This window comes from Crossiella sp. CA198 (assembly GCF_052078295.1).
In the GTDB taxonomy this organism is placed as follows: domain Bacteria; phylum Actinomycetota; class Actinomycetes; order Mycobacteriales; family Pseudonocardiaceae; genus Crossiella.
In genome coordinates, this window is the sequence record NZ_JBQJIM010000022.1 from 79,396 (window position 1) to 94,588 (window position 15,193).

A 15,193-nucleotide genomic window follows, 5' to 3' on the forward strand; every position below is an offset into this window, starting at 1 on the left:
CCTGAGATGGTGGCATGAAGACGCTGTGCTGTCTCAGGCGGCTGACAACACGAAGCAACGGCGGGTCAGATGTACCAGGTAGGCCAGCACGAACGCGGCGGCCAGGGTGGTGAGCAACGCCGAAGGGTGTAGTAGCAGGCCGTCCATGGCCATGCCACCGATCACGATCGGCAACTGCAGCACCAGGTAGCCGCCGAGCATGATGGTCATGAACGCGCCAGCCGAGCGCCCGAGCATCCGGGCCGACACCCAGCGTTGCGCCACCCGTTTACCGACCACCAGGGCGAGCACGGAGAACACCGCGATCAGCACCCAGACATAGTCGATGGCGTTGGTGAGCATCAGGAACCAGTCCGGCGGCAGCGCCCCGCCCTGCCAGAGCGCGCCTTCCCACACCTGGCGGGAGGCCTGGTGGATGACGTGGATCAGCGGGATGGCCAGCAGCAGCGAGCGGATCGCGTGCGTGCCGTGCGCGGCGGCCAGCTCGGCCTGGTATTCGCGGGCGATCATCGGGATCGGGCCGAACTCGCGCACCGCCCGCGCCTCGGCATCGGCGATGCCGGCATCGGAGTACGCCTCGGCGACATCGCGCAGGCTGTGCTCAGCCTCGGCCAGCAGGTCGGCCTTGGCCGCCCGCGGACCGCTCAGTCGCGAGTCCAGCTCGCTCAGGTAGGACTCGATCAAGCCTTTGCAGGCCATGGTCCGCCTCCGAGTACACCCTCGATGGCCGCGGTGAACTCACGCCAGGCGGTGCGTTCCGCGGCCAGTGCCCGCTTCCCGGCGCCGGTCAGCTGATAGGTGCGCCGTTGCCGCCCGGCAACCGTACTCCACTCGCTGCGGACGTATCCGGCCCGTTCCAGCCTGCGCAGCGCCGGGTAGACCGTCCCGGTCGGCAGGTCCAGCGCTCCGCCGCTGAGTAGCTGCAGTGCCTCGATGATCGCGTAACCGTGGAGCTCCCTGCCGTCGAGAGTGGCCAGCAGCAGGGCGTCCAGGTGCCCACGTAGAGCGTCCGACTTCACACGTTGAGTGTAGGGGAGCCTAAGTAGATCAGGTAGCCCCACTACACATGCGATGGATCTCACTCATCGGCGGCCGGTCTACCAGCGCGATCTCGGTGGAATCCGGCAGCCATTCCCCGGCGACCTGGGTGAACTGGATGTAGGGCCCCGCATCCGCTTCCACCTCGCACCGGGACAGCGCGGTGCCCAGGATCTGCCGGGCCATCACGCCGAGCTGGGCGAGCGAGCGGTTGCGGTGTTTGCGCACGCCGAGGTTCACCTGGGCCAGCCCGTTGAGGCCGTACCGGGCGTGCGCGTCCAGCAGCAGACCGATCTCCACGCCGTAGCCGGGGGCGAAGGGCACCGAGCAGAGGAAGTCCCGGCGCGCGGCGTACTCCCCGCCCAGCGGCTGCACGATCCCTGCCAGTTCCGGGCGCAGCGCGTTGAGCACCGGGCGGGCCAGCAGTTCGGTGACCCGGCCGCCGCCCTCGCTCTCCAGCCGCAGCGGGCGCCGGTAGAAGCCCTTGACCAGCGCGACCTCGGGTTCGGTGAGCAGCGGGCCGAGCAGCGCGGGCAGGAAGCCGGGGTCGAAGTCGACCAGGTCGGAGTCCAGGAACACCACCAGGTCGCCGGTGGTGGCGGCCAGCGAGCGCCACAGCGCCTCGCCCTTGCCCGGCCGCGGCGGCAGCTCCGGCAGCACGTCCTCGCGGCGCACCACCCTGGCGCCGGCCGCGGCGGCCACCTCGGCGGTGGCGTCGGTGCAGCCGGAGTCCAGCACCACCAGCTCATCGGCCAGCGGGTGCGGCCCACTGGCCATCGGCAGCAGCGCCGCGACGATCGCGCCCACCGTCTTCTGCTCGTCCAGCGCGGGCAGCACCACGCTCACCGTGCGCCCGGCCTTGGCCGCCACCAGCTCCTCGGAAGTCCACTGTGGACTCTGCCAGGAACGCGCGCCAAACCAGTCCTCGATCCGTTGCCGCACAAGGGTCCTCTCAGGTCAGGGCGCGCAGCACCGCGGCGGGTGGCCGGCTGCCGTGGATGCTGGCGGCCATCTCCAGCGCCTGCCGCACCCTGGGCACCTCGCGGGTGCGGAACACCCGCACCCCGCGCCAGGCGGCCAGCGCCGCCAGTGCCAGCGCCTCGTCGCCAAAGCCGTTGTCCGGCAACGTGATCAGCCGCGGCCAGTCGGTCGACTGGTCGAGCCGCCGGAGCAGGTCAGGCCCTGACGGGCAGTCCAGCAGTACCCCCGCCCTGGGCACCTGCAACCACTGCGACCAGTCGGCCACCTTGGCCGTGGGCGCGATCAGGCCAACGCCGTACTGGGCGGCGGTCTCCGGGATCTCGGTGTCGCCACCGGTGCCGTCGAGCAGGTCGATCCCGGCCTCGCACTGGCCGTACATCTGGCCGGGAGTGGCGGCCAGCACCAGGCGCGGGTGCCGGGCGCGGACCTCGGCGATGAAGTCCGGTTCGGCCGTGCCCAGGTCGAGCAGGTCGGCGCCCTCGGCCAGCGCGGTCTCGACGGCGGTCACGGCCGGGTCGACCACGGCCAGCACCAGCGCGCGGTCGCCCGGCAGATCGCGGTCGGCTGACCCGAAGCGGAGTGGCGTCACCCCTCGATCGTGCCACCCCGCATCGAGTGCGCATTATCGGCGACCTCGCTGTGACTTCAGACACAACAGCGTCACCTTTGTGTCCCCCGTCACTTTGTCCTACTGACCGGTAAGGGTCACTGGAGGTCACACATGCGTCGGTTCGTCCTACTCCTGCTGGCAGCGCTGACCGCGCTGGTGACCAGCGGTTCGCTCGCTCCCGTGGCGAGTGCGGCTCCGGCGGGACCGGAGTTCCTGACCATCACCGGCAAGGACGGGACGAAACTGGGGGCGCACGTCTTCCGCCCGGCCGGGCCCGGACCGCACCCGGCGGTGGTGCTGATCTCCAGCTGGAGCGTCAACAACCTGGAGTACATCGCGCAGACCCGCAAACTGGCCGAGGCCGGTTATGTGGCGCTGAGCTACACCACCCGCGGGTTCTGGGAGTCCGGCGGCACCATCGAGGTGGCCGGTCCGGAGGACATCTCGGACGCCTCCAGCGCGATCGACTGGGTGCTGGCCAACACCAGCGCCGACCCGGGCAAGATCGGTCTGGCCGGGGTGTCCTACGGCGCCGGGATCAGCATGCTGACCGCGGCCAAGGACAAGCGGGTGCGCGCGGTGGCCGCGCTGAGCGCCTGGGCCGACCTGGCCGCCGCGCTGCTGCCCAACCAGACCTGGAGCCAGCAGGCGATCGGCCTGCTCGCGCTGGCCGGCAAGCTCACCGGCCGTCCGGGCCAGAAGCTCAACGACACCCTGGCCGCCTACGACCGCAACGACCGGGTCGAGGCGATGAAGCTCGCGCCCGAGCGCAGCCCCGCCCAGCAGCTGGCCGGGCTGAACGCGAACAAGCCCGCGGTGCTGATCGCCAACGGCTGGTCGGACAGCCTGTTCCCGGCAGGCCAGATCGCCGATTTCTACACCAGGCTCCAGGTGCCCAAGCGGCTGGAGTTCCAGCCCGGTGATCACGCCGTCCCGGAGCTGACCGGCCTGATCGGCCTGCCCAACGACACCTGGACCTCGGTGCACCGCTGGTTCGACCGGCACCTGCGCGGCGCGGCCAACGGCATCGACAAGGAAGCCCCGGTGCAGGTCCGCCCGACCCTGGGCGGCAACTGGAAGGGCTATGACAGCTGGGCCGCGCTGGAGGCCGCGCCGAAGAAGCTGTACCTCTCCGGCCTGACCCCCGTGGTGGACCGCACCGGCGAGCTGACCGGCTCGGCCCGCACCGGCTGGTCGCACGAGATCGGCGCGGGCATCGACACCATCGCCAACGGCGGCACCGCCATCCTCACCGGCGGCGCGGAAGCCCTGGGCATCCCGCAGTTCGCCTGGATCCCCGGCGTGCTGCGCACCAACGCCGGCGTCTGGCAGACCCCGGTGCTCACCAGTCCGGCCACCGTCCGCGGCACGCCGAAACTGCACGTCACGGTGACCCCGAGCAGTGCCCGCAGCACCGTGGTGGCCTACCTGTACGACGTCGGTGTGACCGGCACCGGCCGCCTGCTCACCCACCAGCCGCACACCCTGCTCGACGTGGCTCCTGGCGCCGCCAAGACCATCGACATCGCGCTGGACCCGCTGGTGCACCCGGTGCCGGCCGGTCACCGGATCGCGGTCGTGCTGGACACCGTGGACGGCCTCTACCGCGGCGAGAGCAAGATCGGCGGCTCGGTCACCTTCAGCTCCCCCGCGAACAACCCGTCCCGCCTGGACCTGCCGCTGGGCTGAGGCTGTCGGTGGCCGGGTCTAGCGTCGCGCCATGCCGACCACCTGGAACCTGACCATCGACTGCCGGGACGCGGTCACCATGTCCGCCTTCTGGGAGGTGGCGCTGCGCTACGTGAAGCAGCCACCCCCGGAAGGCTGGGCCAGCTGGCAGGCGTTCTTCGACTTCAAGGGCTACCAGGACACCGACGACTTCTTCGACGGCGCCTACCTGTGCGATCCGGCGGGCAACCGGCCGAACATCTTCCTGCAGCAGGTGCCGGAAAAACATGCCGGGAAGAACTGGATCCACCTGGATCTCAAGGTCAGCGGCGGGCGGACCAGGCCCGCGGCGGAGCGGGCGCCGCTGATCGAGGCCGAGGTGGCGCGGCTGGTGGCCGCGGGTGGCCGGGTGCTGCGGCGGGTGGAGTGGGACGGCGAACTGGACTTCGTGGTGCTGCTGGACCCGGAGGACAACCAGTTCTGCGTGGCCTGAGCAGTGGCCACGCTCCGCCATCAAGGGGGTTCACCCGTCCGGGGAAAGGGCTGGGTTCCTAGAGTGCGGGCCCATGTCGCGCAGCTTCCGGGTGGACATTGAGCTGGCTGAGTCGCGTCACGAGGATGTGGCGCTGAGTTGGGGTGGGTGGTCCTCGCAGCGGCGGCGGGATGTGCCGGGGTTCGGCTGGGATGTCGAGCTGCCGGTGGTGGTGCGGTTGCTGGAGGCGATCGAGGGTGGGCGGACCTCGGCTGCGGAGGCGCGGGCGGAGTTGCTCGCGGCGGCGCGGGCCTGTGTGCCCAACAGCGGGTGCTGTCCACGGTGTGAGGACCGGGCCGAGGGGTACCGGCGGGCGCTGGCCGAGTTCGAGCAGGCGCGGCGGCGGTTCGCGGACGCGGGGCGGTATCCGTTCCTGGTCAACAGCGGGACCCTGCACCGCTGGGACTGCCCGACCGTGCCGGGCGCCGGGCCGACGCATCCTGGGCGCAGCCTGCAGCAGTACGTGCACGAGGCGCGGTACTCCTGGCACCCGGGACAGCGGCGGCTCAGTGACGCCGAGGCGGCCCGGTTGGCGCCGGACCGCCACTGCGTCACCTGCCGACCGCTGAGTCAGCCGGGCTGACCCGCGCCACGCTCGGCGAAGGTCTTCAGCGCGCGCAGCGGGTCCTCCTCGACGAAGACCAGGTCGCGGTACTGGGGCGCGACGAACTCCTCCTCGACCGCGTGGTTCACGAACTCGCGCAGCCGCTGGTAGTAGCCGTCCACGTCCAGCAGCGCGATCGGCTTGCGGTGGATGCCGAGCAGCGCCCAGGTCCAGACCTCGAACAGCTCCTCGAAGGTGCCCAGGCCGCCGGGCAGCGTGATGAAGGCGTCCGAGAGGGCCGCCATCTTGGCCTTGCGCTCGTGCATGTCGGCCACCACGTGCAGTTCGGTGAGCCCGTGGTGGGCCACCTCGCGGTCCCACAGGCCCTGCGGGATCACGCCCTGCACCCGCCCGCCCGCGGCCAGCGCGGCGTCGGCCACCACGCCCATGGTGCCGACGCTGGCGCCGCCGTAGACCAGTTCCACGCCCTGTTCGGCCAGGACCGTGCCGAGCCGCTTGGCGGCCTCGACGTACTTCTCGCCCTTACCCGGGGACGAACCGCAGAAGACGCAGACCCTCATGTCAGTGCGCGTCTTCCCAGGCCTTGTAGGCCTCCTCGACCACGCGTACCGCGTCGTTGATGTCGTCGGTCAGGTGCAGCAGGGCGAGGTCCTTGTCCCCCACCTTGCCGGACTTGGCCACCGAATCGCGCAGCCAGTCATACAGGCCCTGCCAGTACTCGGTGCCGAAGAGCACCACCGGGAACTTGGTGACCTTCTTGGTCTGCACCAGGGTGAGCGCCTCGAACAGCTCGTCCAGGGTGCCGAAGCCGCCGGGCAGGCAGATGAACGCCTGGGAGTACTTCACGAACATGGTCTTGCGGGTGAAGAAGTAGCGGAAGTTGACGCCGAGGTCGACCCAGGGGTTGAGGCCCTGCTCGAACGGCAGCTCGATGCCGAGGCCGACCGACTTGCCGCCCGCTTCCTGGGCGCCGCGGTTGACCGCCTCCATGGCGCCGGGGCCGCCGCCGGTGATCGAGGCGAATCCGGCCTCGGCCAGCGCCTTGCCCAGCTGCCTGCCGGTCTCGTACTCCGGGTGGTCCCTCGGGGTGCGGGCCGAGCCGAACACGGTGACCGCGCGCGGCAGCTCGGCCAGCGCGCCGAAGCCCTCGACGAACTCGGCCTGGATGCGCATCACCCGCCACGGGTCGGTGTGCACCCAGTCGGACGGACCGCGCGAGTCGAGCAGGCGCTGATCGGTGGTGGTGTCCTCCACGCTGCTGGAGCGGCGCAGGGTGACCGGGCCTCGCTGCTTCTCGCGGACATCGACTTCGGGGCTGGACGCGAGGTCCTTGGGGTCGAGCGTCATAGCACACAGCCTAGTGAGACCGGCGAACGCGGACCGGCCCCGGGCGTCCTCGCCCCGGGGCCGGTCTCCCACGGATTCAGCCGACATCCCTACGACGCACCAGCCACACCGTCAGCGCGGCGAAGGCCAGGGTGTACCCGCAGGCCAGACCCACCGCGGGCCAGGCGGTGAGGGTGTCCACCACGCCGGGCGCGCCGCCCTGGGACACCGGGGTCGCGCCGAGCGCGGCCACCAGCGACCCGGCCACCGAACCCGGCAGCACATCGGTGACCGGCGCCAGCCAGTCCAGCGCCCCGGCCACCCCGCGCAGCAGGTTCTCCACCGCGAGCACCCACACCACGCCCAGGCCGACGGCCAGTGCCGGGCTGCGGGACAGCGTGCCGAGGGCGACCCCGGCCGAGGTCCACATGCCCAGCACCAGCAGCGCCCCGGCCACCGCGCGCAGCACCTGACCGATGCCCGGGTACACCAGCTCCTGGCCCTCGGCCAGCGCGACCGCGGTGGAGATGCCCAGGTCCACGACCAGGGTAGTGAGCACGACGGTCAGCACCACCAGGGCCAGCCCGGCCACCATGCCCGCGAGCACGCTCAGCCGGCCGCGGCCCTGGGTGAACACGGTTTTCCAGGTGCCCCAACCGAATCCGCTGCCCGCGGCGAGCGCGCCCAGGGTCAGCATGATCGCGCCGCCGAACATCGGCGTGCCCTGGGCCAGCCCGACCGGCACCCCGGCCGGCAGCAACCGCTCCAGCAGCAACTCCTTGGGCGTGCCCGCTGCGAAGCCGGAACCGTCCACATAGGACAGGTAGTTGAACACATAGACGAAGATGATGTTGAGCACCAGCCAGGCGCCGCCGATCACCCAGACCGCCGGCCACTTGCGCAGCCGGAACAGTTCCGCCCGGCTGGTCGCCACCATGGCGTTCATCGGTTGTCCTCCTTGGTCATCTCGAAGAAGACCTCTTCGAGCGAGCGTTCGGACGGCCGGATCTCGTGCACGTCCACCCGCGCGGTCACCAGCGCGCGGTTGATCTCGGCCGCACGTTGCGGGTCCACCCGCAGCTGCAGCGCACCGTCCACAATGGACACGTTGTGCTCACCGGCCACCCGCATGCCCACGGCCAGCGCGACATCCAGCGGATCGGCCCGCACCAGCAGCCGCCCGGAGCCGCGCAGCTCGCCCACGGTGGACTCGGTGACCAGCCTGCCGCGGGAGATCACCCCGACCCGGTCGCAGATCTCCTGCACCTCGCTGAGCTGGTGGCTGGAGAGCAGCACGGTCTGCCCGGCCGCGGACAGCCCGGCGATCAGCGCGCGCATATCGCTGACCCCGGCCGGGTCAAGGCCGTTGGTGGGCTCGTCCAGGATCAGCAGCTCCGGATCGCCGAGCAGGGCCGCGGCCACGCCGAGCCGCTGCTTCATGCCCAGGGAGTAGGAGGTGAACCGGTCCTTGCCGCGACCGCTCAGGTCGACCTTGTCCAGGGCCGCCTCGACGTGGGCGTCCGGCAGGCCGCGGTGCCGGGCCAGCGCCCGCAGGTTGTCCCGGCCGTTGAGGTAGGGGAAGAAACCCGGCCCCTCGATCAGCGCGCCGATGAGGCGGTTGGCCGCCGGGGTGCCCGCGCGCTCGCCGAGCACGGTCGCCGAGCCCGAGGTGGGCCGGACCAGGCCGAGCACCATCCGCAGGGTGGTGGTCTTGCCGGCGCCGTTGGGGCCGAGGAAGCCGTAGACCTCGCCCCGGCGCACGGTCAGCTCGACCCCGTCCACCGCGAGGTGCGCGCCGTAGCGCTTGGTCAGTTTCCGGGTGCGCACCGCCGGTGTCTCCGGCGGCGCCAGGGTTGGTGCGCTCAGCTGCGTTGTCATGCCGAGAAGCCTGGGCGCGGCGGTGCTGCCGGGTCGTCACCGTGACGGCGGCTGCTCGGCTACGCGGGATCGCGTAGGCCGGGTACGCGCCGGTGGGGACGCCGGATCGGGCCCGCGCTCCTATCGTCTGCTGACGTGAGCACCGAAGCCGACCGGCCGACCCTGTGGGACGTGTGGCCCGCCCTGCCGTTCCTGGCCGCCGGCCTGATCGGCACCCAGGCGGCCGCCTTCTTCCAGCCCGAGGCGGCCAGGCCGGATTTCCTGGCCTACCTGCTGATCGTGCTGGCCGCGGGCGCGCTGGCCGCCCGGCACTGGACCGCGCCCGCGCTGGCGGCCAACGGGGTCGCGGTCACGCTGTACCTGACCCTGGGCTACCCGTGGGGGCCGATCCTGTTCACCGTGCCCGCGATCGTCTGCCTGGTCTCGATCCGCTGGCCGGTCCGGCGCGCGCTGGCCGCGGTGGGCGCCTACCTCGGCGTGCTGATCATCGCGATGTTCACCAAGCACCTGCAGGAGAACACCCTCGGCGACCTGGTCCGGCTGCTCACCGTCACCCTGGTCTGGGTGCTGATCCTGGCCGCCGCGCTGGTGCTGGGCACCGCGATCCGGATGCGCCGGGCCGCCCGCGCCGACGTGCGGGTGGCGCAGGCCCGCCGGGTGGTCTCCGAGGAACGGCTGCGGATGGCCCAGGACCTGCACGATTCGATCGGGCACGGGCTGGCGGTGATCGCCATGCAGGCCGGGGTGGCGCTGCACGTGCTGGAGCGCAGCCCTGGCGAGGCGCGGGCCGCGATGGAGGCGGTGCGCGCGACCAGCCGGGAGTCGCTGGAGAACCTGCGGTTCGCGCTGGAGGCGCTGCGCAGTCCCGGCGCGGCCGAGCTGCGGCCCGCGCCCGGCCTGGCCGACCTGCCCCGGTTGATCGACCGGGTGCTGGCGGGCGGGGTGGAGATCACCCTGGACGGGGCGGCGGGCGAGCTGCCGCAGCCGGTGGACGCGGCCGCCTACCGGATCGTGCAGGAGGCGCTGACCAACGTGCTCCGGCACGCGCTGGGCGCCACCGCGCACATCAGCCTGACCCGGACCGCGGCCGAACTACTGGTCGAGGTGACCGACACCGGCGGCGCGGGCGGCGGGGTCCCGGCAGGCGCGGGCACCGGCATCCGCGGCATGCACGCCCAGGCCGGGGCGCTGGGCGGCACACTGTCCGCGGGCCCCCGCGCGGGCGGCGGCTTCGCGGTCGCGGCGCGGCTGCCACTGGACGGGGAGGGCGTGTGAAGGTCATCCGGGTGGTGGTCGTGGACGACCAGGCGCTGGTGCGGGTCGGCGTGCGCACCCTGCTGGGCAGCGAAGAGGACACCGAGCTGGTCGGCGAGGCCGCGGACGGGATCAGTGGCGTGGCCAGGGTGCGCGAGCTGAGGCCCGATGTGGTGCTGATGGACATCCGGATGCCAGGGCAGGACGGGCTGGCCGCGCTGCGCGAGATCACCGCCGACCCCGCGCTCAACGAGGTCCGGGTGGTCATGCTGACCACCTTCGGGCTGGACGAGTACGTCTTCGAGGCACTGCGCTGCGGGGCCAGCGGGTTCGTGCTCAAGGACGCCGAACCCGAGGAGATGCTGCGCGCGGTCCGGGTGGTGGCCTCGGGCGGCTCGCTGCTCTCGCCCTCGGTGACCAGCAGCGTGATCGCCCGCTTCGCCCGCCCCGGCGGCCCGCCGCGGGTGAGCCACCCCGGCGTGGCCCACCTGACCGAACGGGAGCGCGAGGTGCTCGGCTGGGTGGCCACCGGCATGTCCAACGACGAGATCGCCGCCCAGCTGGTGGTGAGCAGCGAGACGGTCCGCACGCACGTCAGCCGCGCGATGCTGAAGATGCAGGCCCGCGACCGCGCCCAGCTGGTCGTCTTCGCCCTCCAGTCCGGCCTCGGACCGGCCTAGCCACCCTCTCTCCCGCCGACTTGGGCCAACTCGTACGCCAAGTTGGCCCAACCGGGCGTACGACTTGGGCCAACTCGTACGCCCGGTTCGGCGAACCCGGGTGGGTCAGCCGGTGACGAAGCGGCGGAGGACGTCGGCGCAGTGGGTGATCTTGGCTGCGGGCACGTGTTCTTCGGGGGTGTGGGACAGGGACGGGTCGCCGGGGCCGAAGTTGACCGCGGGCATGCCCAGGGCGGCGAAGCGGGCCACGTCGGTCCAGCCGAGCTTGCCCACCGGGTCGGCGCCGGAGGCGGCCAGCAGCTGCTTGGCCTCTGGCGCGTGCAGGCCGGGCAGCGCGCCGGGAGACACGTCGACCACCTCGACCTCGAAGCCGGCGAACAGCTCGCGCAGGTGCGCCTCGGCCTGCTCTGGGGTGCGGTCCGGGGCGAAGCGGTGGTTGATGGTGACCACGCAGTCATCCGGCACCACGTTGCCCGCGACGCCGCCGCCGACCTTCACCGCCTGCAGGCCCTCGCGGTAGGTGCAGCCGTCGATCTCCAGCACCCGCGGTTCGTACCCGGTGAGCCGGTTGAGCACCTCGCTGGCGGCGTGGATGGCGTTGCTGCCCATCCAGGCCCGCGCGGTGTGCGCGCGCTTGCCCCTGGTGCGCACCTCGATCCGGATGGTGCCCTGGCACCCGGCCTCGATCACCGCGCCGCTGGGCTCGCACACGATGGCCAGGTCCGCGGCCAGCCACTCCGGCAGCTCGCGCTCGATCCGGCCGAGGCCGTTGCGGACCGCCTCGATCTCCTCGCAGTCGTAGAAGACGAAGGTCAGGTCGTAGGCGGGCTCGGTGACGGTGGCGGCCAGGTGCAGCATCACCGCGTCACCGCTCTTCATGTCCACCGTGCCGCAGCCGTGCAGCACCAGGTCCGCGCCGGAGCCGGTGCGGCGGTGCGGCACGTTGTCCACGATCGGCACCGTGTCCAGGTGCCCGGCGAAGATGATCCGGGAGGACCGGCCCAGGTTGGTGCGGGCCAGCACGGTGTCGCCGTTGCGCAGCACCTCCAGATGCGGGGCCTGTTCGCGCAGCGCGGCCTCCACGGCATCGGCCAGGGCGGCCTCGTTGCCGGAGACGCTGGGCACGTCCACCAGCGCGGCGGTCAGCTCGATCGGGTCAGCGGCGAGGTCAAGGCGCGTGGTCACGCCCGGCAGGCTACCCAGCGCCGGGTGTCCCGGGCGGTTGCGGACCCCCGGTAAGGACCGCTACCCCGGTGCACCAGTTACCATGCTCCGGTGAGCACCGAGCAGACCACTGATCCGCAGGTCACCGGCGCGTACGGCGTCGGCCTGGCCACCATCGCCGCCGACGGCACCGTGCTGGACACCTGGTTCCCCGAGCCCAAGCTCGGCGAGCCGGGCCAGGGCGGCACTGAACGGCTCTCCGCCGAGGACGCCGCGACCGCGCTCGGTCCCGACGTGGCCGCGCTGCTCGGCCCGGACGCCGCCCGCGGCGTCGAGGTGGTCGCGGTGCGCACCGCGATCGCCAGGCTGGCCGACAAGCCGCTGGACGCGCACGACATCTACCTGCGCCTGCACCTGCTCTCCGCCCGGCTGGTCCAGCCGCACGGGCAGAACCTGGACGGCATGTTCGGGCTGCTGGCCAACGTGGTGTGGACCAACCACGGCCCCTGCCCGGTGCCCGGCTTCGAGGCGACCCGGCTGCGGCTGCGCGGGCGCGGCCCGGTGACCGTGTACAGCGTGGACAAGTTCCCGCGGATGGTCGACTACGTGCTGCCCGCCGGGATCCGGATCGGCGACGCGGACCGGGTCCGCCTGGGCGCGCACCTGGCCAGCGGCACCACCGTGATGCACGAAGGCTTCGTCAACTTCAACGCGGGCACCCTGGGCGCCTCCATGGTCGAGGGCCGGATCTCCGCCGGGGTCGTGGTGGACGACGGCTCCGACGTCGGCGGCGGCGCCTCGGTCATGGGCACCCTCTCCGGCGGCGGCAAGCAAACCATCAGCATCGGCAAGCGCTGCCTGCTCGGGGCCAACGCGGGCATCGGCATCTCCCTCGGCGATGACTGCGTGGTGGAGGCCGGGCTCTACGTCACCGCGGGCACCAAGGTCGCGCTGCCGGACGGGTCCACGGTCAAGGCGGGCGAGCTGTCCGGGTCCAACGGACTGCTGTTCATCCGGGACTCGGTGACCGGCGCGGTGATCGTGAAGGCGCGGAAGGGCACCGGCGTGACGCTCAACTCCGCTTTGCACTCCAACGACTAGCATCGGCCGGGTGCCGAAGATCACACGGAAACCCACGCTCGGGCCGGGCGATCCGGTGCACCTGCACGTGCGGGCGGCACTGGCGGCCCGGCTCGCCGCGTTGCAGGAGCACGAGGCGGGCACCCGCTCCGGGGCCGATGCCGAGGACCTGCACCAGATGCGGGTCGCGGTGCGGCGGCTGCGGGCCATGCTCAAGGCGGCCCGGCCGTTCCTGGACCGCAAGATCGCCGACCGGCTGCGGGCCGAACTGGGCTGGCTGGGCCGGGCGCTGGGACCGGTGCGCGATCTGGACGTGCTCCTCGAACGGCTCACCGCCGAGGCCGAGAACTTCCCGGACGACGAACGCGCCGCCGTGCACACCCTGGTCGCCGGACTGCACGCCGAGCGCGAGCAGGCCCGCGCCGCCCTGCACCAGGCCCTGGACGCCAAGCGCTACCAGCGGCTGCTGAGCGCGCTGGCGGCCGAGGCGGCCAGCACCGAGCCCGGACCACCCGTGGACACGCTGACCGCGCTCTCCGGGCTGGTACGGGGCGAATTCGACCGGCTGGCCCGCGCGGTGGCCAAGGCCGGACCGGATCCGGTCGACGACGTGCTGCACGCGCTGCGCATCGACGGCAAGCGGCTGCGCTACACCGCCGAACTGGCACTGCCCTTGCTGGGCAAGAAGATCCGGCCGCTACTCAAGGCGACCACCGACTTCCAGGACGTGCTCGGCGAGCACCAGGACGCCTGCGTGGCCCAGGACCGGGTGCGGGCACTGCTGGGCGCACACGGCGAGGTGATCGACTTCGACCTGGCCTTCGTGGGCGGCAGGCTGGTCGAACGGGAAGAAGCCCGCCGGGTGAGCCGCCGGGCCGCCTGGTGGACGGTCTGGCTCACCCTCGAACAGACCGGCCGCTCAGCTCTGTAGCCGCTCCGCAGCAGCCGCCACCCGCTCGTCCGAGGCGGTCAGCGCCACCCGCACGTGCTTGCCGCCACCGGGCCCGTAGAAGGTGCCGGGAGCGACCAGGATGCCGCGCCGCGCCAGCCAGGACACCGTGTCCCAGGCGTCCTCGCCACGGGTGGACCACAGGTACAGGCCGGCGGTGGAGTGCTCCACGGTGAACCCGGCCGCCTTCAGCGCGGGCAGCAGCACCTCGCGCCGGGCCCGGTACCGCTCCCGCTGGCGCGCCACGTGCTCGTCGTCGGCCAGCGCCGCGGTGACCGCGGCCTGCACCGGCCGGGGCACCATCATCCCGGCGTGCTTGCGGATCTCCAGCAGCCGCGCCACCAGGACCGGGTCCCCGGTGAGGAACCCGGCGCGGTAACCGGCCAGGCTGGAGGACTTGGACAGCGAGTGCACCGCGAGCAGCCCGTCCAGGCCGCCGTCGCGGACCTCCGGGTGCAGCGCGGAGACCGGTTGCGCGTCCCAGCCCAGCGACAGGTAGCACTCGTCCGAGGCGACGACCGCGCCGACGGCTCTGGCGGCGCGCACCGCCTCGGCGAGCTGGCCGGCCGGCAGCACCCGGCCGGTGGGGTTGGACGGGGAGTTCAGCCACACCAGCTTCGTGCCAGGCGGCGGGGCCTGGCCATCGGCCAGCCGGACCACCTCGGCCCCGGCCAGCCGCGCGCCGACCTCGTAGGTCGGGTAGGCCAGCTCGGGCAGGGCCACCACATCGCCGGGCCGCAGCCCGAGCAGGGTGGGCAGCCAGGCCACCAGTTCCTTGGACCCGATGGTCGGCAGCACCGCCGCCGGGTCAAGGCCGGTCACGCCGAACCGCCGGGCCATCGCGCCGACGGCGGCCTCGCGCAGTTCCGCGGTGCCGTGCGTGGTCGGGTAGCCCGGGATCCCGGCGACCGAGTTCAGCGCGGCCTGGAGCTTCCCGTCAACCTCGTCCACGGGGGTGCCGACGGACAGGTCGACCACCCCGCCCTGGTGCGAACGCGCCTGGGCGGCGTGGCCGGCGAGCGAGTCCCACGGGAAGTCGGGCAGCGTGAAGCGGTCCGGTGTGGCTGAGGTGCTCACTCGCCCCTGGGCTCCAGCGCCTTGATGAAGTCCGGGTCAGCGGAAACCTTGCCGACCTTCGAGGCGCCACCCGGCGAGCCAAGCTCGCTGAAGAAGTCCACGTTGGCCTTGATGTACTGGTTCCACTGATCCGGGGTGTCGTCTTCGTAGTAGATGGCCTCCACCGGGCACACCGGCTCGCAGGCGCCGCAGTCGACGCACTCGTCCGGGTGGATGTAGAGCATCCGGTCGCCCTCGTAGATGCAGTCGACCGGGCATTCCTCGATGCAGGCCTTGTCCAGCACGTCGACGCAGGGCTCGGCGATCACGTAGGTCACAGCAGGTCTCCTGCTCCTTGGTCCGTTCCAGCCACGCTGTCGGGCTCAGCGCGACACCAGGCAAGTATTCCTTG

The 15,193-nt window shown here is 72.2% G+C and carries 18 protein-coding genes; 7 read left to right on the top strand and 11 right to left on the bottom strand.

Annotation, left to right across the window (positions count from 1 at the left end; genetic code table 11):
• Positions 1 to 33: 33 nt before the first annotated feature.
• Genes ACTOWY_RS32205 through ACTOWY_RS32220 form a run of 4 tightly spaced genes read right to left on the bottom strand, consistent with a single transcriptional unit; the run spans position 34 to position 2,608 of the window.
• Positions 34 to 684 carry a hypothetical protein gene (locus ACTOWY_RS32205; protein WP_441313367.1) on the bottom strand — a complete coding sequence of 217 codons (651 nt, stop codon included), beginning with the start codon at positions 682 to 684 and terminating at the stop codon, positions 34 to 36.
• Positions 681 to 1,019, bottom strand: a complete 339-nt coding sequence (locus ACTOWY_RS32210) for a PadR family transcriptional regulator (protein WP_086783113.1) — start codon at positions 1,017 to 1,019, stop codon at positions 681 to 683. Before ACTOWY_RS32210 ends, ACTOWY_RS32205 begins: the two co-directional genes overlap by 4 nt.
• Before the next feature lie 28 nt (positions 1,020 to 1,047).
• Entirely contained in the window at positions 1,048 to 1,980 is a 933-nt protein-coding gene (locus ACTOWY_RS32215; protein ID WP_441313368.1) for a glucosyl-3-phosphoglycerate synthase, read from the bottom strand.
• A 10-nt stretch (positions 1,981 to 1,990) separates the two neighbouring features.
• Positions 1,991 to 2,608: a hypothetical protein gene (locus ACTOWY_RS32220; RefSeq protein ID WP_441313369.1), complete on the bottom strand. Its 618-nt coding sequence runs from the start codon at positions 2,606 to 2,608 to the stop codon at positions 1,991 to 1,993.
• 132 nt (positions 2,609 to 2,740) lie between these two features.
• On the opposite strand from ACTOWY_RS32220, the gene ACTOWY_RS32225 reads away from it, so the two are divergent.
• The 3 genes from ACTOWY_RS32225 (at position 2,741) to ACTOWY_RS32235 (ending at position 5,412) form a co-directional block, all read left to right on the top strand.
• A complete protein-coding gene (locus tag ACTOWY_RS32225) occupies positions 2,741 to 4,318 on the top strand; it encodes a CocE/NonD family hydrolase (RefSeq protein WP_441313370.1) in 1,578 nt (525 codons plus the stop codon).
• A gap of 31 nt (positions 4,319 to 4,349) precedes the next feature.
• Positions 4,350 to 4,790, top strand: coding sequence for a VOC family protein (locus ACTOWY_RS32230; protein ID WP_441313371.1), 441 nt, complete (start codon positions 4,350 to 4,352; stop codon positions 4,788 to 4,790).
• 73 nt (positions 4,791 to 4,863) lie between these two features.
• Positions 4,864 to 5,412, top strand: a complete 549-nt coding sequence (locus ACTOWY_RS32235) for a hypothetical protein (protein WP_247755842.1) — start codon at positions 4,864 to 4,866, stop codon at positions 5,410 to 5,412.
• Here ACTOWY_RS32235 and ACTOWY_RS32240 read toward each other — a convergent pair.
• The 4 genes from ACTOWY_RS32240 to ACTOWY_RS32255 all read right to left on the bottom strand — a co-directional run bounded on the left by ACTOWY_RS32240 (position 5,400) and on the right by ACTOWY_RS32255 (position 8,598).
• A complete protein-coding gene (locus ACTOWY_RS32240; protein ID WP_441313372.1) occupies positions 5,400 to 5,954 on the bottom strand; it encodes a TIGR00730 family Rossman fold protein in 555 nt (184 codons plus the stop codon). The genes ACTOWY_RS32235 and ACTOWY_RS32240 overlap by 13 nt on opposite strands.
• A gap of 1 nt (position 5,955) precedes the next feature.
• On the bottom strand, positions 5,956 to 6,741 hold the full coding sequence (locus tag ACTOWY_RS32245) for a TIGR00730 family Rossman fold protein (RefSeq protein ID WP_441313373.1): 786 nt from the start codon (positions 6,739 to 6,741) through the stop codon (positions 5,956 to 5,958).
• A 76-nt stretch (positions 6,742 to 6,817) separates the two neighbouring features.
• Positions 6,818 to 7,666 carry a hypothetical protein gene (locus ACTOWY_RS32250; protein WP_441313374.1) on the bottom strand — a complete coding sequence of 283 codons (849 nt, stop codon included), beginning with the start codon at positions 7,664 to 7,666 and terminating at the stop codon, positions 6,818 to 6,820.
• Complete coding sequence (locus tag ACTOWY_RS32255) at positions 7,663 to 8,598, bottom strand: ABC transporter ATP-binding protein (protein WP_441313375.1); 936 nt, start codon at positions 8,596 to 8,598, stop codon at positions 7,663 to 7,665. The genes ACTOWY_RS32250 and ACTOWY_RS32255 overlap by 4 nt, the downstream gene beginning before the upstream one ends.
• A gap of 135 nt (positions 8,599 to 8,733) precedes the next feature.
• On the opposite strand from ACTOWY_RS32255, the gene ACTOWY_RS32260 reads away from it, so the two are divergent.
• Together ACTOWY_RS32260 and ACTOWY_RS32265 are read left to right on the top strand one after the other, a co-directional pair.
• Positions 8,734 to 9,873, top strand: a complete 1,140-nt coding sequence (locus ACTOWY_RS32260; protein WP_441313376.1) for a sensor histidine kinase — start codon at positions 8,734 to 8,736, stop codon at positions 9,871 to 9,873.
• The gene (locus tag ACTOWY_RS32265; protein WP_441313377.1) at positions 9,870 to 10,532 is read left to right on the top strand and encodes a response regulator; all 663 of its coding nucleotides are present in this window, start codon (positions 9,870 to 9,872) and stop codon (positions 10,530 to 10,532) included. The genes ACTOWY_RS32260 and ACTOWY_RS32265 overlap by 4 nt, the downstream gene beginning before the upstream one ends.
• A gap of 105 nt (positions 10,533 to 10,637) precedes the next feature.
• Here ACTOWY_RS32265 and dapE read toward each other — a convergent pair whose 3' ends face one another.
• Positions 10,638 to 11,717: a succinyl-diaminopimelate desuccinylase gene (dapE, locus tag ACTOWY_RS32270; protein ID WP_441313378.1), complete on the bottom strand. Its 1,080-nt coding sequence runs from the start codon at positions 11,715 to 11,717 to the stop codon at positions 10,638 to 10,640.
• 90 nt (positions 11,718 to 11,807) lie between these two features.
• Here dapE and dapD point away from each other — a divergent pair, with 90 nt between their 5' ends.
• Positions 11,808 to 12,797: a 2,3,4,5-tetrahydropyridine-2,6-dicarboxylate N-succinyltransferase gene (gene dapD, locus ACTOWY_RS32275; RefSeq protein WP_441313379.1), complete on the top strand. Its 990-nt coding sequence runs from the start codon at positions 11,808 to 11,810 to the stop codon at positions 12,795 to 12,797.
• 10 nt (positions 12,798 to 12,807) lie between these two features.
• On the top strand, positions 12,808 to 13,707 hold the full coding sequence (locus ACTOWY_RS32280; RefSeq protein ID WP_441313380.1) for a CHAD domain-containing protein: 900 nt from the start codon (positions 12,808 to 12,810) through the stop codon (positions 13,705 to 13,707).
• Here the strand turns inward: ACTOWY_RS32280 and dapC are convergent.
• Both dapC and fdxA read right to left on the bottom strand, forming a co-directional pair.
• Entirely contained in the window at positions 13,696 to 14,802 is a 1,107-nt protein-coding gene (gene dapC, locus ACTOWY_RS32285; protein ID WP_441313381.1) for a succinyldiaminopimelate transaminase, read from the bottom strand. The genes ACTOWY_RS32280 and dapC overlap by 12 nt on opposite strands.
• Positions 14,799 to 15,119, bottom strand: a complete 321-nt coding sequence (fdxA, locus tag ACTOWY_RS32290; RefSeq protein WP_247755832.1) for a ferredoxin — start codon at positions 15,117 to 15,119, stop codon at positions 14,799 to 14,801. Before fdxA ends, dapC begins: the two co-directional genes overlap by 4 nt.
• Between the last annotated feature and the right edge of the window lie 74 nt (positions 15,120 to 15,193).